The 19,790-nt window shown below is 35.4% G+C and carries 22 protein-coding genes and 1 pseudogene; 19 read left to right on the top strand and 4 right to left on the bottom strand.

Annotation, left to right across the window (positions count from 1 at the left end; all coding sequences use genetic code 11):
* Positions 1–74: 74 nt before the first annotated feature.
* From BKP56_RS12985 to BKP56_RS12945, 9 genes and pseudogenes are all read left to right on the top strand, one after another.
* Positions 75–773 (top strand): annotated as a pseudogene (locus BKP56_RS12985) (HAD-IC family P-type ATPase); the annotation flags it as partial.
* A gap of 113 nt (positions 774–886) precedes the next feature.
* A complete protein-coding gene (locus BKP56_RS12980; protein WP_072695675.1) occupies positions 887–1,888 on the top strand; it encodes a type I glyceraldehyde-3-phosphate dehydrogenase in 1,002 nt (333 codons plus the stop codon).
* Between the two features lie 471 nt (positions 1,889–2,359).
* A complete protein-coding gene (locus BKP56_RS12975) occupies positions 2,360–2,998 on the top strand; it encodes an IS4 family transposase (protein ID WP_072695673.1) in 639 nt (212 codons plus the stop codon).
* Positions 2,999–3,257: 259 nt separating this feature from the next.
* Positions 3,258–3,440, top strand: a complete 183-nt coding sequence (locus BKP56_RS12970) for an SHOCT domain-containing protein (protein ID WP_072695671.1) — start codon at positions 3,258–3,260, stop codon at positions 3,438–3,440.
* Between the two features lie 11 nt (positions 3,441–3,451).
* Positions 3,452–3,715 (top strand): SHOCT domain-containing protein, encoded by a 264-nt coding sequence (locus BKP56_RS12965; RefSeq protein WP_072695669.1) that lies wholly within the window; start codon positions 3,452–3,454, stop codon positions 3,713–3,715.
* Between the two features lie 37 nt (positions 3,716–3,752).
* A complete protein-coding gene (locus BKP56_RS12960; protein WP_072695667.1) occupies positions 3,753–4,139 on the top strand; it encodes a DUF302 domain-containing protein in 387 nt (128 codons plus the stop codon).
* A 191-nt stretch (positions 4,140–4,330) separates the two neighbouring features.
* Entirely contained in the window at positions 4,331–5,710 is a 1,380-nt protein-coding gene (locus BKP56_RS12955) for a multicopper oxidase family protein (RefSeq protein WP_232226894.1), read from the top strand.
* A 31-nt stretch (positions 5,711–5,741) separates the two neighbouring features.
* Entirely contained in the window at positions 5,742–5,969 is a 228-nt protein-coding gene (locus tag BKP56_RS13945; protein WP_072695664.1) for an SHOCT domain-containing protein, read from the top strand.
* A 91-nt stretch (positions 5,970–6,060) separates the two neighbouring features.
* Positions 6,061–6,690: a class I SAM-dependent methyltransferase gene (locus BKP56_RS12945; RefSeq protein ID WP_072695662.1), complete on the top strand. Its 630-nt coding sequence runs from the start codon at positions 6,061–6,063 to the stop codon at positions 6,688–6,690.
* A 194-nt stretch (positions 6,691–6,884) separates the two neighbouring features.
* Here the strand turns inward: BKP56_RS12945 and BKP56_RS12940 are convergent, their stop codons facing one another.
* The 4 genes from BKP56_RS12940 to BKP56_RS12925 form a co-directional block, all read right to left on the bottom strand.
* Positions 6,885–8,204 carry an IS1380 family transposase gene (locus BKP56_RS12940; RefSeq protein ID WP_056947192.1) on the bottom strand — a complete coding sequence of 440 codons (1,320 nt, stop codon included), beginning with the start codon at positions 8,202–8,204 and terminating at the stop codon, positions 6,885–6,887.
* Between the two features lie 120 nt (positions 8,205–8,324).
* Positions 8,325–8,894 (bottom strand): hypothetical protein, encoded by a 570-nt coding sequence (locus BKP56_RS12935; protein WP_072695660.1) that lies wholly within the window; start codon positions 8,892–8,894, stop codon positions 8,325–8,327.
* Between the two features lie 355 nt (positions 8,895–9,249).
* Positions 9,250–10,110: a DUF6414 family protein gene (locus tag BKP56_RS12930; RefSeq protein WP_072695658.1), complete on the bottom strand. Its 861-nt coding sequence runs from the start codon at positions 10,108–10,110 to the stop codon at positions 9,250–9,252.
* Positions 10,111–10,363: 253 nt separating this feature from the next.
* On the bottom strand, positions 10,364–10,585 hold the full coding sequence (locus tag BKP56_RS12925; protein WP_072695656.1) for a hypothetical protein: 222 nt from the start codon (positions 10,583–10,585) through the stop codon (positions 10,364–10,366).
* Between the two features lie 307 nt (positions 10,586–10,892).
* Here BKP56_RS12925 and BKP56_RS12920 point away from each other — a divergent pair, with 307 nt between their 5' ends.
* From BKP56_RS12920 to BKP56_RS12875, 10 genes are all read left to right on the top strand, one after another.
* Positions 10,893–11,153: a transposase gene (locus BKP56_RS12920; RefSeq protein WP_072695654.1), complete on the top strand. Its 261-nt coding sequence runs from the start codon at positions 10,893–10,895 to the stop codon at positions 11,151–11,153.
* A 68-nt stretch (positions 11,154–11,221) separates the two neighbouring features.
* Positions 11,222–12,037, top strand: coding sequence for an IS3 family transposase (locus BKP56_RS12915; RefSeq protein WP_083540586.1), 816 nt, complete (start codon positions 11,222–11,224; stop codon positions 12,035–12,037).
* An 898-nt stretch (positions 12,038–12,935) separates the two neighbouring features.
* On the top strand, positions 12,936–13,736 hold the full coding sequence (locus tag BKP56_RS12910; protein WP_072695650.1) for an SDR family oxidoreductase: 801 nt from the start codon (positions 12,936–12,938) through the stop codon (positions 13,734–13,736).
* A gap of 11 nt (positions 13,737–13,747) precedes the next feature.
* The gene (locus BKP56_RS12905) at positions 13,748–15,601 is read left to right on the top strand and encodes a BglG family transcription antiterminator (RefSeq protein WP_072695648.1); all 1,854 of its coding nucleotides are present in this window, start codon (positions 13,748–13,750) and stop codon (positions 15,599–15,601) included.
* Positions 15,601–16,083: a transcriptional regulator GutM gene (locus tag BKP56_RS12900; RefSeq protein ID WP_072695646.1), complete on the top strand. Its 483-nt coding sequence runs from the start codon at positions 15,601–15,603 to the stop codon at positions 16,081–16,083. The genes BKP56_RS12905 and BKP56_RS12900 overlap by 1 nt, the downstream gene beginning before the upstream one ends.
* Before the next feature lie 2 nt (positions 16,084–16,085).
* Positions 16,086–16,637 carry a PTS glucitol/sorbitol transporter subunit IIC gene (gene srlA / locus BKP56_RS12895; protein WP_072695644.1) on the top strand — a complete coding sequence of 184 codons (552 nt, stop codon included), beginning with the start codon at positions 16,086–16,088 and terminating at the stop codon, positions 16,635–16,637.
* Between the two features lie 25 nt (positions 16,638–16,662).
* Complete coding sequence (srlE, locus tag BKP56_RS12890) at positions 16,663–17,673, top strand: PTS glucitol/sorbitol transporter subunit IIB (RefSeq protein ID WP_072695642.1); 1,011 nt, start codon at positions 16,663–16,665, stop codon at positions 17,671–17,673.
* 36 nt (positions 17,674–17,709) lie between these two features.
* Positions 17,710–18,066, top strand: a complete 357-nt coding sequence (locus BKP56_RS12885) for a PTS glucitol/sorbitol transporter subunit IIA (protein WP_072695641.1) — start codon at positions 17,710–17,712, stop codon at positions 18,064–18,066.
* A gap of 56 nt (positions 18,067–18,122) precedes the next feature.
* Positions 18,123–18,770, top strand: coding sequence for an HAD family hydrolase (locus BKP56_RS12880; protein ID WP_072695639.1), 648 nt, complete (start codon positions 18,123–18,125; stop codon positions 18,768–18,770).
* A gap of 14 nt (positions 18,771–18,784) precedes the next feature.
* Complete coding sequence (locus BKP56_RS12875; RefSeq protein ID WP_072695637.1) at positions 18,785–19,453, top strand: fructose-6-phosphate aldolase; 669 nt, start codon at positions 18,785–18,787, stop codon at positions 19,451–19,453.
* The last annotated feature ends 337 nt before the right edge of the window (positions 19,454–19,790 follow it).

Below are 19,790 nucleotides of genomic sequence, written 5' to 3'. Positions count from 1 at the left end.
CACTTTTAATGATGTATACAGTTTATCGCAAAGGCAAGACGCGCATTCAGGTTTGCATAGAAGTTCGAAAAAAAGGTGCTAGGGTAGAAGGTCATGCTAATAATCGTAAATATAAGTTGATTAGTCAGAAAGCATTTGGCGACGAAATAGCGATCGATATTCCAAAAGGGGCAACATTAAGTGTGTTGGTTGAGGATGGTGAAGCTATTGGTACGGTAGCCTTAGGTGATGAATTGAAAGGAAAAAGTAAAGAATTGATTCAGGTATTGAAGAATAACAATATTAAACCTATCATGGCTACCGGAGACAATGAAAAGGTTGCTCAGGGAGTGGCCGAAATTTTAGGTATTGAATATAGAGCCAACCAGTCTCCACAAGACAAATACGATTTAGTTACATCACTGAAAAATTAGGGAAAAACAGTAATAATGGTTGGTGACGGTGTTAATGACGCTCCATCACTTGCTATGGCAGATGTCGGTGTAGCCATTGGAGCAGGAACCCAGGTAACTATAGATTCTGCAGATGTAATTTTAACTCAATCCGATCCCGGAGATATTGAAGCATTTATAGAACTGGCAACTAAGACAACAAGTAAAATGAAACAAAATCTTATTTGGGGTGCGGGTTACAATATCTTTGCTATTCCGATAGCGGCAGGTATACTGGCACCGATAGGTATCACAATCACACCTGCGGTAGCAGCAATATTAATGTCAATGTCTACAGTTATCGTGGCCGTTAATGCAATGACATTAAGACTAAACAACTAGTTACCTTAGAGTAATTAAACGAAGGCGATATATCGATAGTTCATTTATTCGACCATTTTAATGAAAGCAATTAATACAGGTTTCAAATCAATCCAAAGGAGGCTATTTTAGTAATGACAGTAAAAGTAGCAATTAACGGGTTTGGCCGTGTTGGCAGACTTGCTTATCGTCGTATTCAAGAGTTAAACAGTACAGAGTTAGAGGTGACTGCAATCAACGATTTAGTTAGTAAGCAGGAGTTGGCTTATCTGCTGAAATATGATACAGCACAGGGACCTCTGCCATATACTGTAGAAACTGATGGAGACTCTATATTTATCGATGGTAAAGAGGTCCAGACATTTGCAGAAACCGATGCCAGCAAATTGCCATGGGGACAGTTGGATATAGATGTTGTATTGGAATGTACTGGTTCTTATACGTCTGCAGATAAATCCCGGACCCATTTGGAAGCCGGAGCTAAAAAGGTAATGATTTCTGCTCCACCTAAAGATGAAGTTACTAAAATTGGGGTATATGGAGTTAATGAGAGTACTCTGACTAAGGATGATAGAATCGTTTCTGCTGCTTATTGTACAACAAATGCGCTAGCTTTGATGACAAAAATTTTAGTGGATGAGTTCGGTATTCAAAGAGGATTAATAACCGGTTCGCGTGCATACACGGCATCGCAATCTCTTCAAGATGCCCCTGGAGGTAGAAAGAAACGAGCAGGCGCACAAAATATTATTCCCACAACAACTGGTGCATCGAGCGCAGTAGGCAAGGTTATTCCAGAGGTGGATGGAATCATAACAGGGACTTCAACGCGTGTTCCTGTTATTACTGCAGGCTTTGTAGAACTTTATTCAGTACTCGGCCGGCAGGTTACAGTGGATGAAATAAACAGAGTAATGAAAGGTGCTGAAAGTGATTTTTATGGCTACACCGAGGATGAAGTAGTGTCTTCTGATATCATTGGTGATACTCACGGTTCGATCTTTGATGGAACATTGACCGAGGTAATGGATGCAAATGATGGGCAGCTTGTAAAAACTGTTGCCTGGTACGATAATGAATATGGTTTTGTTTCAAATATGATTCGACTTTTGGAGTATTTCTCACATCTGGGTTGATTCAGTAAGCGAAGGGTTCAAAACCTCATACCAGATAGGAAATGTAAAAAATGAAAACATGGATATCTATTAAAGGAACAGCGTATGCTGTCTGTTCAGAAGAGATTGAGACGGAAATTCGAAATGCAAATACGGTGGAGAATCTATTTAATGGTTTATACTACTAGGGTTACATTAAAAAATTAAAAAAGTTAACTCTTTCAACATATAAAACATATAAAACTTTATGATTACTTCTCAAACTATAACAGGATAGAAAAACCTTTTTATTCTATAATGATCTCAAGAAACTCTAGTACGACTTTTTAATGGGTTATGCCGAACCTCAACATAAAAATCGATGATCGTCTTATCTTTTGCAGTAAGCCAAATACATCAGTGAATGTGGAAATGAAATTACAGTAGTTTGTAAGACGGACTGTTTCCTAGTTTATAGATGGAGGTTTTCATCATGGAAGGGATGATTAAAACATGTCGTGGTATCGATGTACATCAGAAATCCATCGTCTGTTTTATTCTGGACGTTCCCTTCATGATCACTTGAACGTCTTTATTAACGAGAAACGGGCGACCTATGTTTTTGATCGCGGGTATCTGGATTTCACTCAGTTTGATCAAATGAACTGGGAGGGCTACTTTTTCGTCTCCCGCATTAAAAAGAATACAGCCGTTCATGTTCAAGCGCACTTGGAAGTGTCTCATGAATCAGGGATTATCAGTGACCAATTGGTTCAGCTGGGCAAATCGACCTACCTGACGGGGTTGTTTCGCTTAATAACGATTGAACGTAAGCATCGATTGCATCTGCGTATCCTGACGAACCGAATGGATCTTTCAGCAGAGGACATCGGAAAAATGTATCAATCAAGATGGCAGATCGAGTTGTTTTTCAAGCATATCAAACAACATTTGACCATTAAAACGTACTATTCGCAGTCTGAACAAGGTGTAGAGAATCAGGTGATTCTTGCGATGATAGTCTACTTATTGACGTTACTGATGAAACTTGAATTAAGGTTGAAATCAAGCCTCTTCACAATTTTGAGACAAATCAGAGCGTTACAGTATGAACCGTTTGAATGTTTCAAAGCATCGTTCGCACCTGGTTAAGTGAAAGAAAGTGCAAATAGACTAAGCGACAACTGAATAACCCTAAAAATTTCTGGAAAAAGTCATCCCTTGCGCCAGCAATTGACTTTTTTGGAAAATTTAACGAAAACCACTTGTGATTAAAGTAACAATGTATAAAAATCATTTATTCTAAGTTTTATGCAACACTAGTGAATTCAGGTATATTCGTGAATCCATAAAATCTCCATAACTTGGCAGTAAAGTTAAGGTAAGCAAAGAAGGAAAAGGAGGAGACTATATGGGAATCATATTGATCGTTGTAGTTGGTTATTTCATTTATAAATACATGGAAGATAATCAGGGGGGAGCAAGTACTTCAAGAAAACAGAACAGTGCACTGGACATTTTAAATGAACGCTATGCCAAAGGTGAAATTGAAGAAGAAGAATACAGGAACAAAAAAGAATCATTGAATAGATAAGGAGGGATTAGATGCACGGCTATTGGGGTAACGGTTTTGATAACATGATGAATTTTGGCTATGAAAACAGCTGGTGGTTTATGGTATATGATGGATTGAAATTTCTAGTCATTATCGGCGCTATAGTAATTATCGCCAAATTATTAATGAACCGCTCAAGTAACAATCGATCGTCACAGTCGAACCACGCCATAGATATTTTAAAAGAAAGATACGCCAGAGGAGAAATATCTGAGGAAGAGTATAGAGATAAATTGAAAAAATTAAGTGAGTAATTAAAATAATAACTTGAAAATCAAGGAGGGGATAATAATGAACGTCGTATATGAAAAAAAGACAGACAAAGAACTGAATGAGGCTATTGAATCTTTAACTGAACACTTAAAGGAAAATGGGTTTGGCGTTTTGTGGCAGCTGAATTTCAAAGATAAATTAAATGAAAAAGGGTTGGACTTTGAAAATAACTACGTTGTATTAGAAGTATGTAACCCTAAAAAAGCAAAAGAAGTGCTGGATAAAAACAGTCATGTAGGCTATGTCCTGCCATGTAAAATGATTGTTAGAGAAGAAAATGGTCAGACTTATATGGGCATGACCCGACCAGAAGCTCTGATTGGTTTATTTGATGAGCCCGGCTTAATAGATATGGCTAAAGAAATCGAAGAGATCCTCAGAAAATCAATAGATTTGGCGCTTTAAAAAAAATCAAAGCCATCTTAAATTTTATTTAGGGTGGCTTTTTTCCTGAGTAATAAGGATAGAGCGAAAAGGATAAGGATGATTAAATGAATAAGAACAGAAAGTGGTACGCGGTCATAGTGATTGCCATAATCCTGCTTATAATGTATATCGGTTACTTTTTCGTGAATTCAAGGAGAGGTTTTGAAACGATGGAAGAACAAAATAGGCCGTCAGTCGATATAGAAAATACAAATGATAGAGCTGATGAAGAAAGAAATAAATTACCTATTCCGCCCCTTTTAGAGGATAAAAATCCTGAAGAAGGAAAAGCTGAATTTGATTTGAATGTACAATATGGAAAAAAGGAATTTATTGAAGGTAAAGAAGCCGAAACCCTAGGATATAATGGTGATTATTTAGGCCCTATTATCAGAGTGAATAAAGGTGACGATGTAAAAATCAATGTGAACAACACATTAGATGAGCAGACAACAGTTCACTGGCATGGTTTGGAGGTGCCGGGAGAAATGGATGGTGGACCGCATCAAGTGGTGGAACCAGATACCACTTGGGAACCTTATTTCACTATAGACCAGCCTGCCGCCACACTCTGGTATCACCCACATCTGCTCCATAAAACAGGCGAACAAGTATACAAAGGATTAGCTGGCCTTTTCTATATCGAAGACGAAAAGTCAAAAGCATTGGATTTGCCGAAAGAACATGGTGTCAATGATATTCCTCTTGTCGTACAGGATAAACGATTTACACAGGATGGGCAGATTCCTTATGACTTAGGCATGAGAGATGTGATGGATGGATTTAAAGGAGATACCATATTGGTCAATGGAGCGATCTCGCCTGAATTGGATGTGAAAAGTGAAGTCGTTCGACTCAGATTGTTAAATGGTTCAAATGCGCGATCCTATGATTTTAATTTCAGCGATAATCGTGCGTTTCATCAAATTGCGTCTGATGGAGGATTTTTAAAAAACAGTATAGAAATGCAGGAAGTGTCGCTGGCGCCGGCTGAACGAGCAGAGATACTGGTAGATTTCAGAGAATATAGTGCAGGAGACCAAGTCGTTTTAAGAGACGGCGACTATGAAGTAATGAGGATAAATATCGTTGAAGAAGCACAGCAATCAAGTGGTATACCTGAAGAACTGGTCGATATCGTTCCATATGACAGAGATGACGTCGTTATAACCCGAGAGTTTGTGATGAGTGGCATGGGGCCAATGGTCGCAATCAACGGTAAACAAATGGATATGGACAGAATCGATGAAACCTTGAATTTGAATGAACTGGAAGAATGGGTCGTAACTAACGAATCATCAGGAATGGGAATGATGATGGGAGATACACCGCATCCATTTCACGTCCACGGTGTTCAATTTCAGGTGATTGAAAGAAATGGCGGTGAACCGCCTTTAAATGAACAAGGCTGGAAAGATACTGTGATGGTGGAAAGCGGCGAAGAAGTAAGGCTTTTAGCTAAATTCAATAAAAAAGGACTATTTATGTACCATTGTCATATACTGGAGCATGAAGATTCAGGCATGATGGGGCAGTTTTTAGTTGAATAGAACAAAAAAATAAAGTAATGGAGAGGATAAAATGTACGGTAGCGTTTGCTCAGGAATAGCAGGTAGTGGATTCTTTTGGCCGATACCAGCGGTCCTGCTGTTAGTAATTGTTTTGTCAGTGATCATGATTTCAAAAAATAATCAGCACAAAAATCAATCGGGAAAAAGCTCTTCACTTGTCGCATTGGATGAAAGATATGCCCGTGGAGAAATCGATGATCAGGAGTACAGTAGACGTAAAAAGAATTTAGATCTGTAAGCCGAATTACACTAATTAAGTAAGAAATGTCAGAACAATATGACTATAGGTTGTATAAAATATTGGATCAAAATTATCAGGAGGTGAGAGATTGACTGACCAGAACACTAAAATAAAAAACAGATACAATCGAATATCCAAAGTCTATGATCTCATGGAAAAACCAATGGAATCTATGATGATGGATGATTGGAGAAAAGAATTATTCGAAAAAATAGAAGGGAAAAAAATATTGGAAGTCGGTGTGGGCACAGGTAAAAATTTAGAGTTTTATTCGACAGATAAAGAAGTCACCGGAATAGACTTCAGCGAAAAGATGTTAGAAAAGGCTAAAAATAAGAGTAAAGATAAGGATCATGTCACGTTAATGGAAATGGATGCAGAAAACATGACTTTCGAAGATAATACATTCGATACAGTGGTCACCTCCTGCGTGTTTTGCTCTGTTCCTGATCCTGTTAAAGGATTAAAAGAAATACGAAGAGTCTGCAAGAATGGCGGCAAGGTTATTATGTTGGAACATATGCGAAGCAACAAGCCAGTTGTTGGAAAAATTATGGATCGTATCAATTTTATCCCCCTGCATATTTGGGGCGCAAATATCAATAGACAAACCTTGAAAAATTTACAAGAAGCAGGCTTCAATAAAGAGGATACTACCTATAAGAATGTATGGAGCGACGTTGTAAAAATTATAGAAATAAGGAATAAACCTGAATAATTCATAGATCTAAATTCAAGCTTTTTTTTTTGAAGAAATTGCCCATTTTTAAATTAGGCAGATACTTCCTTCCAAAATAATGTGTTTTCGAACAGGATGCCTACGGAAGAAGGTCATAATAAAAAAATTTGTCTATTTAAGGGCAGACGAATCCCTTGAAAAAAATCGGTTTAAAAATTTGTGTGATAACTAGTCTAAATCCATTGTTTGGATCGCCGCAGGCGTTCAAAAACCTTATAAAATTCAGTTTGATACACATGATAGCTTGACAGTTTGAGATAGACCTGTCTCCCAGTTTGAACAAGTTTACCGGCTACTTTAAGCAATGTCAGCCGGATGGAATGGATCGTCATGCCCTGGTTCACTTTATCAAAACCAATGGTTTTTAAAAAATTGACGAGGTTGTATGCAAGGACACTGATCATCATTCTGACATGATTTTCTAAGAAACGCGGGCTATCTGTTTTATCGAAGTAAAAGCCACCTTTCGCTTCTTTGATGAAATTTTCCATTGTTCCACGCTTGCCGTAAAGAGAAAATATGACTTCAGGCGAGACGTTGTCGGATAGATTAGTCACAATAAACGCATGATGAAAAAGCAATTCTCCTCCTTCACGGACGGAACGTATACAGACACGACGGGGTTTCGACCAGGATTGTGCTTGATAAGGTAGTGAAAAATACTGCACTTCTCGCTCTTCCCATTCTTGATTGTCCCCGTAAAGAACAGAGTGTTCAGCTAACTGACTTAACCTCCGATTGCTCTTTAATCGGATAACGTACTGGCTTTCAGTTGCTTCACAAGACTCATACACCTCTGGTGTGGCGAAGCCGCTGTCCCCCCGAACCAATATCTCGGTATGAGGTAACGTGCTCTTGTATTGGTATAACAGCGGGGCGATAAAAGCTTTTACCCCTTTAGATGTGTACTGATTGCCTGAACGCAGTTCAGCTTTTAAGAAATCTCCGGTCAGTCCGTCAAAGGCAACTAATGGGTGATAGCCGTAGGTTTGATAATGGGCATTATAATCTGTTTGTTCTTGGCGTCCAAAGGTATCCGAATGTGTGGAATCGACATCAATGATTAACTCGGTATCATTGCGAATCAAACGCGCTTTATTAATCAGCGACTGATTTAATGCTTGGAGTTGATCGATGTTCTCCTCGGTGAAACGATCCAGAAACCGTGAGATTGACGATTGTGAGGCCAACTGCTTTTTACCGAGTACAGCTTGAAAGACTGGATCCTGTCTTAATAGATTAGCTGATGAGTCTGCCGAGTAACCAGCAATTAACTGCATAATAAGCTGTTCCAATATCGCTAAGTTATGATGGGTAAAATAAGCCCGATGATCTGTGATATGGAGCCATTGTTTAGCTAATTGTGAAAAGCCGAAGGTATTCATCAATTCTTTAACCAGGACTAACCCCGAATCACTTGATAGACGACCACCAGTATGTGAAATAGTGATATTTGAATTGAATTTAACTTGATTTTCGTGTAATCTAGTCATGAGAAGAACTCCTTTCTTATGGTTGGTTTCGTCACCTTTACCATAGCAGAATGGGGTTCTTTTTTCATCACTTAAGGGGTGAAAATAAAAAAGTAATTATCAGACTGCCGTTAGGCAGTTTCAGACGGTTTCAATTAAAAAGTATGAATTATTCAGGTTAAGTAGTTCTTCGGTTTTAATAGATCCTTTACTGACGACACTAATCAACTCTTTAACAGATTTCTTCTTATCTTCTCCGTAAACAGTTTTTAACCTCTCAAAGCCATCCCAGATTTTTTCTAAAGCAATTTGTTTTTTATCAGAATCATTGTCTCTTATATAAACCTTTGACTCTTCTATTTTTTTGTTTCCAATCTCGTCTGCTGATTCAGAAGTACTTTGACTCAATTGTTCACTTGCTTTGTTTTCTATCTTTTCGTTTGATTCTTCTTCTACTGGGTGAACGATGAGATATGCTAATATGGCTTCTTTTAACTGTGTAAGCTCTGGTCGGAAATCTGCCTCTAGACCCACTGAGCTGACTTTTGCTGATTGTCTTACGTGTGCCATTATACCTGGTAGCAAAATGGGGTATTTACTCTTGAGTTTAGTCCACAAGTTCCATGAACCATTTCTGGAAGACATTGCTTGTTCTATCTTTGGAAGATCTTTCTGTATTTCTTCGTAAACCTCTTTTTTGATTTGTCTCATATAATCATTCCTCTTATTGGTGTCTTATGTATTACTATTTTATCACATACTTATGAAACTAAGTAAGGAGACCCTAAAAGTGTTGACAGAATAGCACTCCATTATACGTTCCAAAACTGTTAAGTTATGGAACGGAATTTACTTCCAAAAAATTTGATTATATAAGAATCGAATTCTGTGTATGTTTATTAGGCTGAAGAGAATTGCCTTTAGGAGTCAATAATAAATTGGGTTTAAATCCAAAAGAAACTGCTCTTTATATTGAGAGCAGTTTCTTTATTGCAATCTATGACTGATCATTGATGATATGATTATATCGTTTCTGGATAATCGTACTACTGCATGTAGACGTTTACTACAAATCCATCTTTTTATAAACAGCAATAGGTTCTACTGAAATATTAGGATATGAAACAGATGAAAACATATCATTAACTTTACTAAATTCTGTAACTATATCATTCATGAAAGCATTCATTGATTTTGCTTTACTTAAATTAGTACTATTTATGTCTTTACCAAAATTCTCAAAAGAATTCTCTAGGGTTTCACCATTATTTTTAGGTATATTAGTTATTTGACATATCATTTCCCAATCACCTTTAGGGTTACCACCATATTTAAAGAGTAAGTTCCTCATTGTTTCCCTTAAGTAACTTGTATTGATTGCTCCTAAGAACTTGATTCCTTTTTTATTAGTAATTTCAAGTGCTGTGAGTCCTTCGTAGGCAGTTTTAATAAAATCTGAAAATTTAATCATGGCCTCATCACTAACAGTTTCATCATTAAATAATGAAGATATGATATTGAACCTCTCAATTGTTCTTGCAAGATCTTCATAATCGTATAGAGCAAAACTTCCTCTTACTTTCACAAATAGTCTTTCTTTTCCCGTTTTAAACGCTTTTCTCTCGAGTGAAGAAACATCATTCAAAGATAATGAATCAAGTAGTTCTGTTAACGCAAAGTCGTGTAAGGCCTTTTCTTCTTGTAGTCCTTTATTCCTAGTATACTTATAGCTCCCTTCAGCAGCGACAGGTAGCTGCAATAAGAGTTCCAAAATTTTCCCTGTTTTTAAACTACCTTCACCAGTGTGCTCTGATTCATTAGACTCCACCATGGAAGTTAGTAAACCTTTATTCAATTGCGATAATATAGACTGGACTTTATCGGTATCAAAATAGATTATATCTCGATATATATTCTTTTCAGACAAAATCATTTCTCCTTTCTTATATAAGTTAACAATTTGTTATAATATCTGTTGAAACGAAGAATAATAAATTTTCAAGTTCTTAGAAACTTTTTAGTTATGGAGCTTAATAAATCGTGTCATTCTAAAACATGACTAAAAGTATAGTAAATCCCCATCATTCATAAAAGTAAGCAGGAAGTACTTTACTCTCTATTATTGATATATTTTATCTGGCTCAAAGAGGGATAATAGACACCTTCTCGTGGTCCCTATATTAACTCTCAGCATAAGCCTCGTCAAAGCTATTGAGATCAATATCATACCCAGGGACTTGAATCCTTTGAACTAAAGTAATTAATTCTTGACGATTAATTACTTTATCATCACCTAGTAATCTTAAGAGTCTAATTAGACCTTCTGTCCCAATATAATATTTCAGGTGATTTCCAGGAGTATCACTCTTATCCTCTTGGAAATTTCTTTGCTCATCATACATACAATCATTCGTATGATGAACTATATGAAAATCATAAATCTCATTAGTGCCAGTTTTTCTCAGCCATTCAACATATCCATTTAGTGTTATCCATTATAGCCGCTTGGTCTATATTAGTTATTAGATTTTTACGGAAAAATTAACCAGTAACTCAAGTAATTCTTTATCATCTCTGCTTACACCATTAGACATTGTATTAACTCGACATGCTAACATGAGGGATACTTTTGCAATAGGAGTTGATGTTAGTATGAAATCCTGGACACGTTTTGATAGAATATAAACTATCGAAAAGGAGTGTCTATCGATGTCAAACCAAAGAACCTATGATGTCGACTATAAGAAAACACTAGTCAGTTTGTACGAAAATGGTCATTCAGTAAAGAATTTAAGTGAGGAACATGGCATAGCAGAACAAACCATTTATCGGTGGATCAAAAAATATTCCACGGATGAAAAAACCGGGTATTCTGAAGCAGATATCGAAAAAATCAAAGCAGAGAATGCCCGTCTTAAGACAGACAATGATATCCTAAAAAAGGTCTTAGCCATGTTCACTCAAAAATAGACCGCGATGACTTTATTTTCGAACTCAACGCAATTAAAGACGACATCAATTTAAAGCGAACACTGGAATTGTTTGAGATTCCACGCTCAAGTTTTTATGAACGTATTAATCGCGAGGAATCGCATAGAGATCGTGAAAATCGGCGTATCCTCAAAAAAATTGAACGCATATGGGAATCAAGTGGGCGTGTGTATGGTGCCCCGAAAATTCATGCAATCTTGGTTACTCAAGAAAACGAAGACTGCAGTCTCAAACGTGTTCAAAAACTGATGCATAAACAGGGCATTCGTTCCATTACACAAAAGAAATGGCGGCCACATAGGTCCGCTGATCCTGTGCCAGACGATCGGGTAAACTTATTACATCAAGATTTTTCTACCACTGGATTGAACCAAATATGGGTAACGGATATAACCTACATTTGGACAGGGAAAGATGAATGGAGTTACCTCTCCACGATCCTTGATTTATATTCACGGAAAGCCATTTGGTCATTTAGCCGACAGATGACTGTGGATCTGGTCTTAGATACTTTAACCAAGGCAACCCAACGATACGGTGCGGCCGAAGGCCTCATTCTCCATTCTGATCTTGGTTCACAGTACACAAGCGAAGCGTATGAATCTGCGTTGGAAAAACAAGGGATTCGTCATAGTTTCAGTCGGAAAGGGAGTCCTCACGATAATGCCGTAATCGAATCCTTTCATTCTATCGTAAAAAAGGAAGAAGTTTATCAAAAAAATTATCCTGATTTCGATACGGCTTATAGAGAATTATTTCAATACATTGAAGCCTTCTACAATCGGAAGAGAATCCACTCGGCACTTGGGAACCGAACGCCCCTGGCCATTGAGCAAGCATACTTAGATCAAGCAGTCATTTAAGTTAGACGGAACCACAGGACGGTTAAATAGAAAGACTTTAGCTATCCTCATGGTTTCGGTAAATGTTCTAAAAAGCGTCAGCGGTTAGAACGTTTACCGAAACCTTGAGGCCTCAAAACGGGTCCATGTTTCATTAAGAAATTCTCTTAAATCGTGTCCAAGATATTGACGTAATACCAATTTATGTATTCGATAAAATATATACTGGAGAAAAAAGTATTGAAGACATTGAATGGGTAAAGAGTGTAATGAATTCTAAATTGTCATCTGACTTCATTAACAATGTGACATCTATCGTAGAAAAAACAGGGAGGGGGGGATATACTAAAGACTTGGATAAAGTGATTAGCTTAATACAGTCAACATTTGTAAAGTCAAAAGGATAAACAAATATAAATGGAGTAGCTAAACCATCGATCTATTACCAAATATTCAGTAACTTATATTGTCTCCATTGAAATGATCATTCTGAGACTTATATAACCCTTTACCAAGAGATTTCTCCTGAATATGTAGTTGAATTGATTGATTAGTTATGAGATAGAAGAGCATGTTGGTGATAAGAAAAGTTGTCAATGTTTTATTGAAAATATTTAAGTTAATAAACACAAAAAGATCGTCCATAATAAGTGGATGGTCTTTTTATGTATTTAGAAAGTTGCAAAAGTGTATATACTATTTTTGAATCCGAGTTAGAAGAGTAACAAAAAGAAAAACTAAGTATCAAGAAAACGGAAAAAGAATAATGGAATCCTATTTTCCAGACATTATGAACATCTTTCATTATCTTAAATCTATTAAACTAAATTTTTAACCGAACCTCAAAATATCCTTGTATTAATTATATTGTAAGTGCTTGCTATAATGACCTCAACTTACAAGAGAGGAAGATACAGTAATGACAGATTGGTTAAACATCGATGGAAAAGTAGTAATTGTAACGGGGGGGTCTTCTGGGATTGGTGCTTCAATGGTTAAAGAATTATTGAAAGTTGGTGTAAAAGTTGCGAATTTTGATATAGAAAATAATGAATTAGAACATGAAAATTTAATGTTTATTAAAACAGATGTCACTTCACGTCAAAATGTCGAAGAAAGTGTTCAAAAGGTTATTGATGAATTTGGTACAATTGATGGAGTTGTTAATAATGCTGGAATTAATATACCTCGCTTATTAGTTGATCCAACAAATCCTCATGGACAATATGAGTTATCAGATGATGAATTCGACAAAATGTTAGCGATTAACCAAAAAGGTGTATATTTAGTTGCTCAAGCAGTTGGTCGCATTTTGGTTGAGAAAAAACAAGGTGTCATTATTAATATGGGATCTGAATCAGGATTAGAAGGGTCTGAAGGTCAAAGTCCATATGCGGGAACAAAAGCAGCGGTATATAGCTATACTCGATCATGGTCAAAAGAATTAGGAAAGCATAATGTGCGTGTTGTAGGTGTGGCTCCAGGAATAATGGAAGCAACTGGTCTTAGAACACTTGAATATGAAGAATCATTATCTTATACACGTGGAATTACAGTTGAAAAACTTCGAGAAGGATATTCTAGTACTAGTACAACCCCAATGGGTCGTAGTGGCAAATTAAGTGAAGTATCAGATGTAGTTGCTTATTTATTATCTGATCGGTCTAGTTATATTACTGGTGTAACAATCAATGTTGCTGGAGGTAAAACAAGAGGATAGGGAGTGAATGAATGGCGCTTGTAGATAGATGGTATAAAATATTGAATATATTAGAAACAAATTCTAATATTTCACAAAATGCATTGGAAGATTCGTTAGGAACAAGTCGCCAGACTTTGAAAAAAAACATACAATTATTAAATAAAGAGCTGAACGGAATAGCAAGAATAACTTTAGATAACCATCAATATAGTTTATCAATTATTCAATTTGAGGAGTATGAAAAAATTCTTTCTGGGAAGTTAAAAAAAGAAAGTGATTTTAATTCATCTAGCAAAAGAATAGCTTATATTTTGAAAAGACTCATAGAGTATGATGCCCCAATTACTATTAATGATTTATCTGAAGAGCTCTCCGTAAGTAGAGGGACAGTTACGAATGATATTAATAGTATTAGAGATGTTATTCAATTATATGAAGTTAAGATAATTGGGGTAACGAATAAAGGCTTAGTTATTTCTGGATCTGAATTAAATTTACGACTACTTTATATAAATATTGTATTAGATTATTTTTCTATGGAAAGAGTCAATGAAATAATAAAGCAAAAAATATTGTCAAAATGTCGAGATTTAAAAGTTCCGAAACAATCAATAAATTTATTAATTCGAGTAGTTGAAACTTCCTTTATGAGAATCGCACAAGGACATAATTTGATTGACGAAATTAAGTACTATCAAAATTTCATTTCAAATACTGATGTTTTTGAACAGTTCATAATTTTTCTTGAGGAAGAATATGATATTACACTTAGTAGTAATGAAAGGGATTTCATTGGTTTTCCATTTAATATATATAATCAAGGTAATGAACCGCAGAAAGAATATAACTTTGATATATCAGCTTATATTTTTTCAGCTATGATGAAGAAGATACATGGACTTTTTATCATAGAATTTGATGAAAATAAGTTATATGAAGAAATAAAAGTTCACCTATCACACTTGATTAATCGGTTACTAATGAGAATAAAAGCTAAAGATTTATTCTCGATTCAATTGGAGGCAAAATACCCACTTTCAAATGCTATGGCTAAAGTAGCTGGTCAAGTTATTGAGAAGTTAATAGGAAGACCTGTGCCAGATGTGGAAATCAGCTATTTAACACTTTATTTTGAAATGGCATTAAATCGCGGTAGTGATAGCTCAAACAAAGATATTGCAGTTATTTGTCATACTGGCCGAGGAACTGCCAAAATGATAAAACAGCAATTACAAAGAGTATTGGGAAATAATGTAAATATCTCTGTTTATTCTCAAAATGAGGTAAACAATGAATTACTCGAAAAATATTTTGCTATATTCACCACAATTCCTTTACGACAAGATGCAATAACGATACCAGTTATCCAGTTAAGCACTATTTTTGATGATAATTACGTTCGTGAACAATGGGAGAGAGTTGAGCGGAATAAAACAATTGATAGCGCTTATATAAAAGTGTTAGTAACTAATTTAGATGACACATTAAATTATAAAGAAAATTTAAAGAAAATGACTGACACATTAGAGCAACACTTATTGACTGATCCGGATTTTGTAAAGAGGATTTTTAAAAGAGAAGAAATTAAAAGTACTGTATTTGACAATGGGATAGCAATGCCACATGCCATTAATAAAAAAAGCAATAAAGTGGTTTTAAATGTAGGGAAATTTGAAGCACCGTTTCTAGTTGGAAGTAAAGAAGTTGAGATTGTTTTTATGATTGGGATACCTGAAGATGCTCCGGCAGTAATTGAAAATGTATTATTAGAAGTTTATGAATTTTTCTTTATGGTGGTAAATACACCTGAGATAAAAGAAAGATTATTAAACGCAAAGGATAATGCTGAAGTAAAAGAATTAATTCGAAAAGAGGTGATTTAATGAGTTTTGTTTATATATTTGGAGCATTTGCGATTGCCGCATTTATTTTTCAGACAATATTAGGCTATTTTCAAATCAAACATTTTAATACAATTTACCAAGAATTAAGAAATAAAGGGAAAGTGGCTATCGGAAGACGTTCAGGAAAAATTAGAGCAGGAACGATCATTTTCTTTGCGGTAGATAATAATGCTAAAATACTTGATGCGCGATTGATGCAAGGTGTGACTATTTGGTCAAAATTCAAGATGAAAGAACAATATATCGGGCAGGATATTCACTTTATTGATCATTGTCATCCATTAGTTCAAAAAGAAAATAAACTTACACAACTTGCAATGGAAAATGCTCGAGAGATATATTTACGTGTGGAAATTGGCAACTATACAGAAGAAAAACCAAATTCACTATTACAAAACGTATCAACATCATTGAATATAATGAAACATAAAGTTTCAACTAAAATAAAAGGAAGTGTATAGATATGGATTTTATAGTTAAATTAGCTGAAGGGTTTATGAACCTATTCCAAGAGGGTGCAGATGTATTCATTGGATGGATGGGTTCAATTGTTCCACTAGTATTAATGTTATTGATTGCAATGAATACACTCATTAACATATTAGGTGAAGAACGAGTAACAAAATTAGCCCATGTTTCTGCAAGGAACCCCGTTACAAGATATATGGTACTACCATTTGTATCAGCATTTATGTTAGGAAATCCAATGTCGATGACAATGGGTCGGTTCTTACCAGAATTCTATAAACCAAGCTTTATTGCAGCCCAAATGCAGTTCTGTCATACAAGTAATGGAGTTTTTCCACATATCAATCCAGGGGAACTGTTCGTGTGGTTAGGGATTGCTCAAGGCATAATAAATTTAGGGTTAAATGAGATGGAATTAGCTATTAGATACTTGTTGGTAGGATTAGTAATGAACTTTGTTGGTGGATGGGTAACTGATTTCATCACTGAAAAGTTATGCAAACAACAAAATGTTGAATTAAGTAAAGAAGTAGAAACAGTAGTTTAATCATACTAATAAAAGAGGGATAAAAATGACAAAGTATAATAGTATAAAAGTTACAAAGGGAAGCGGTGGTTTTGGTGGACCACTTGTGATTACGCCTACGGAAGAAAAGCATAAGTTTATTTATGTAGTCGGTGGTGGAGAAAAACCTGAAATTGTAGATAAAATTGTTGAATTAACAGGTATGGAAGCAGTAAATGGATTTAAAACATCTATTCCAGACAATGAGATTGCGCTAGCCATTATTGATTGTGGTGGAACATTACGTTGTGGAATTTACCCTAAAAAAGGAATTCCCACTATTAATATTATTCCTACAGGAAAAGCTGGTCCATTAGCGCAATATATTACTGAAGAAAATTATGTATCTAATGTAGGTAAAGCACAAATACAATCAACCGATGCCAATCCAGCAGAGTCTCCTACGAATAGTACTGAAGAAAAATCCTCTCAAAAATTGGAAAAGACACCTAAATATGATACTAGTAAAAAAATGACCCAGCAGGGGGGAGGTAGTATGATTGCCAAAATCGGTATGGGTGCAGGCAAGTTCATATCTACTGTAAATCAAGCTGCTCGTGAAGCGGTTCAAACGATGTTGAATACAGTTATACCATTTATGGCTTTTGTATCATTAATTATTGGACTAATCGAGGGCTCTGGTGTAGGAAATTGGATCGCTAATACGATGGCTCCTTTGGCTGGAAATATCTGGGGCTTAATGTTGATCGGTTTTATTTGTTCCGTACCTTTCTTATCACCGCTCTTAGGACCTGGAGCAGTTATTTCACAAGTTATTGGTACTTTAATCGGAGTTGAAATTGGTCGAGGTAATATCCCACCACAATTAGCCTTACCAGCATTATTTGCAATTAACACACAAAACGGTTGTGATTTCATCCCTGTAGGGTTGGGGTTGTCAGAAGCTAAATCAGAAACAGTAGAGGTAGGAGTACCTGCAGTTCTCTATTCTCGTTTCTTAAATGGGCTTCCACGTGTAGTAGTAGCTTGGCTAGCGAGTTTCGGTTTGTATAGTTAAGTCGTTTGAATGAATAGGAAGGAATAATTTATTATTATGACAGTTTATAAAACAAAAGTAAATAACATTGGAGAAGAAGCAGAATTATTTCAAGAAGAGAAAATGGTTATATTGTTTGGAGAAAATGCGCCTGCAGAACTAGCAGAGTACTGCTACAATATTCAAGTTAATCCAATAGAAGGCCATATTGCTGTTGGTCAGCATGTATATTTTGGAGATGTTCCTTTTGAAATTACAGCGGTTGGGGATGTAGTAGAAAAGAACTTACAAGATTTAGGTCATATAACTATTAAATTTAACGGAGAAAGTATTGCTGAATTAGGTGGAACTCTATATGTTGAAGATAAAGAGATGCCAGAAGTTAATATTGGAACAAAAATCTCAATTCAATGAGAAATCATTAAGCCGTTCCACAATTGTGGGGCGGCTTAAATAATACAGGAGATCATATGAATACGATTATATTTGACATGGATGGTGTGTTGATTGATTCGGAGTATACATATTTTGAATCAAAAACAAATATATTAAATGATGCAGGATATGATGTAGGTGTAAGTTATCAATATCAGTTTATGGGAACAACTTATAATTATATGTTGCAAACTATGAAAGATGAATTGAAATTGCCGCTCGAAGTTGAAGACTATATCAAGGAAATGAATCAAAGACGAAAAGATATAGTTGAGAAAGATGGTGTTAAACCTATTAAAAACATTCAAAAATTAATCAAAAGACTATATAAATCAGAATTCAGAATGGCCGTTGCATCATCATCTCCGAAAATCGATATAGAATTTGCTATAAAATCATTAGATTTAAATCAATATTTTGAGTTTTTAGTGAGTGGAGAAGAGGTAGAAAATTCCAAACCAGAACCAGATATCTTTTTATATGCGGCGTCTCTGTTAGAAGTTTGCCCAAATGAATGTATTGTTTTCGAAGATACCAAAAATGGAAGCAAGGCAGTAAAAGCAGCGAATATGTATACTATTGGATTCGCAAATCCAGATTATCCTAAACAAGACTTATCAATTGCCGACGAGATTATTACAGATTTTTCAGAAGTAAATATACAAGAACTGAAGAATAAGTGAAGGAGTTTATATAAATGAAATTAATTATTGATTCAGCCAATACTGAAAAAATTAGTGATTATTTAACCTATTTGCCAGTTGAAGGTGTGACGACGAACCCCAGTATATTGAAAAAAGAGGGGAACATTGAATTTGTTAACCATATGAAAGAAATCCGTTCCTTAATTGGAAAGGAAAAATCACTGCATATCCAAACGATTGCCGAAGATTACGAAGGTATGATTAAGGATGCTCGTAAAATTGTCGATTTAATTGATAGAGAGGTATATATAAAAATACCTGTATCAAAAGATGGATTAGCTGCGATTAAAACGTTAAAAGCAGAAGGGTTCAATATAACAGCGACAGCTATTTATTCTGAGATTCAAGCGTTACTAGCCACTGAGTTAGGAGCAGACTACTTGGCGCCATACGTCAATCGTATGAGCAACCTAAACACAGATCCATATAAAATGATTAGTAATATCTATCGTAATATATCTGCTACAAACAGCGATACGCGCATCCTAGCAGCCAGCTTTAAAAATGTAGATCAAGTTTTAAAAGCAGTTCAATCTGGTTCTACACACGTAACCGTAGGAACAGATGTGATTGATGCTTTCTTAGCAAATGCAAATATCACCATAGCAGTAAGTGATTTTGGAAATGATTGGGAATCTGTATATGGGAACTATGAAATATAAATTATATTAGCGTAAAAATTATTGGAAAAATCAACTTATCAATACATTAACTTTTGAAAGTTAAATAGAAACATAAATTTCTGAAGTTGGTGTATATGTTCTTATGAATCGGATGTGCATGTTATCTACTCCTAGTGATGTTAATATTTTGGGTAATAACATTTTGATTACTTTTTGACATCAGGTTCATGACTGTAACAATCCCTTAGAAGATGTATTTCTTATAAGAGAATCAATGCAACGGAATGTTTCTACTTTTCATCCGCTGTCTGGATTCAATTTCATCTTTTAATTCACACTCCAAGGTGAAATTGTTTTTTATTAATGTCTTTTTGTA

This window comes from Marinilactibacillus sp. 15R, from assembly GCF_001895285.1.
Classification (GTDB): Bacteria; Bacillota; Bacilli; order Lactobacillales; family Carnobacteriaceae_A; genus Marinilactibacillus; species Marinilactibacillus piezotolerans.
The sequence above is the reverse complement of the archived record's forward strand: the minus strand, read 5'-3'. Positions and strand labels throughout refer to the sequence as shown.

Excerpts from the sequence above, each read along its gene's own strand:
- BKP56_RS12960 (WP_072695667.1), top strand. The coding sequence starts at position 3,753 with ATGAACGTCGTATATGAAAAAAAGACAGACAAAGAACTGAATGAGGCT.
- BKP56_RS12880 (WP_072695639.1), top strand. The coding sequence starts at position 18,123 with ATGAATACGATTATATTTGACATGGATGGTGTGTTGATTGATTCGGAG.
- BKP56_RS13945 (WP_072695664.1), top strand. The coding sequence starts at position 5,742 with ATGTACGGTAGCGTTTGCTCAGGAATAGCAGGTAGTGGATTCTTTTGG.
- BKP56_RS12955 (WP_232226894.1), top strand. The coding sequence starts at position 4,331 with ATGGAAGAACAAAATAGGCCGTCAGTCGATATAGAAAATACAAATGAT.
- BKP56_RS12875 (WP_072695637.1), top strand. The coding sequence starts at position 18,785 with ATGAAATTAATTATTGATTCAGCCAATACTGAAAAAATTAGTGATTAT.
- BKP56_RS12925 (WP_072695656.1), bottom strand. The coding sequence starts at position 10,585 with ATGTATGATGAGCAAAGAAATTTCCAAGAGGATAAGAGTGATACTCCT.
- BKP56_RS12965 (WP_072695669.1), top strand. The coding sequence starts at position 3,452 with ATGCACGGCTATTGGGGTAACGGTTTTGATAACATGATGAATTTTGGC.
- BKP56_RS12910 (WP_072695650.1), top strand. The coding sequence starts at position 12,936 with ATGACAGATTGGTTAAACATCGATGGAAAAGTAGTAATTGTAACGGGG.
- BKP56_RS12975 (WP_072695673.1), top strand. The coding sequence starts at position 2,360 with ATGTCGTGGTATCGATGTACATCAGAAATCCATCGTCTGTTTTATTCT.
- srlA (WP_072695644.1), top strand. The coding sequence starts at position 16,086 with ATGGATTTTATAGTTAAATTAGCTGAAGGGTTTATGAACCTATTCCAA.
- BKP56_RS12935 (WP_072695660.1), bottom strand. The coding sequence starts at position 8,894 with ATGAGACAAATCAAAAAAGAGGTTTACGAAGAAATACAGAAAGATCTT.
- BKP56_RS12900 (WP_072695646.1), top strand. The coding sequence starts at position 15,601 with ATGAGTTTTGTTTATATATTTGGAGCATTTGCGATTGCCGCATTTATT.
- BKP56_RS12920 (WP_072695654.1), top strand. The coding sequence starts at position 10,893 with ATGTCAAACCAAAGAACCTATGATGTCGACTATAAGAAAACACTAGTC.
- BKP56_RS12940 (WP_056947192.1), bottom strand. The coding sequence starts at position 8,204 with ATGACTAGATTACACGAAAATCAAGTTAAATTCAATTCAAATATCACT.
- srlE (WP_072695642.1), top strand. The coding sequence starts at position 16,663 with ATGACAAAGTATAATAGTATAAAAGTTACAAAGGGAAGCGGTGGTTTT.
- BKP56_RS12885 (WP_072695641.1), top strand. The coding sequence starts at position 17,710 with ATGACAGTTTATAAAACAAAAGTAAATAACATTGGAGAAGAAGCAGAA.
- BKP56_RS12970 (WP_072695671.1), top strand. The coding sequence starts at position 3,258 with ATGGGAATCATATTGATCGTTGTAGTTGGTTATTTCATTTATAAATAC.
- BKP56_RS12905 (WP_072695648.1), top strand. The coding sequence starts at position 13,748 with ATGGCGCTTGTAGATAGATGGTATAAAATATTGAATATATTAGAAACA.
- BKP56_RS12980 (WP_072695675.1), top strand. The coding sequence starts at position 887 with ATGACAGTAAAAGTAGCAATTAACGGGTTTGGCCGTGTTGGCAGACTT.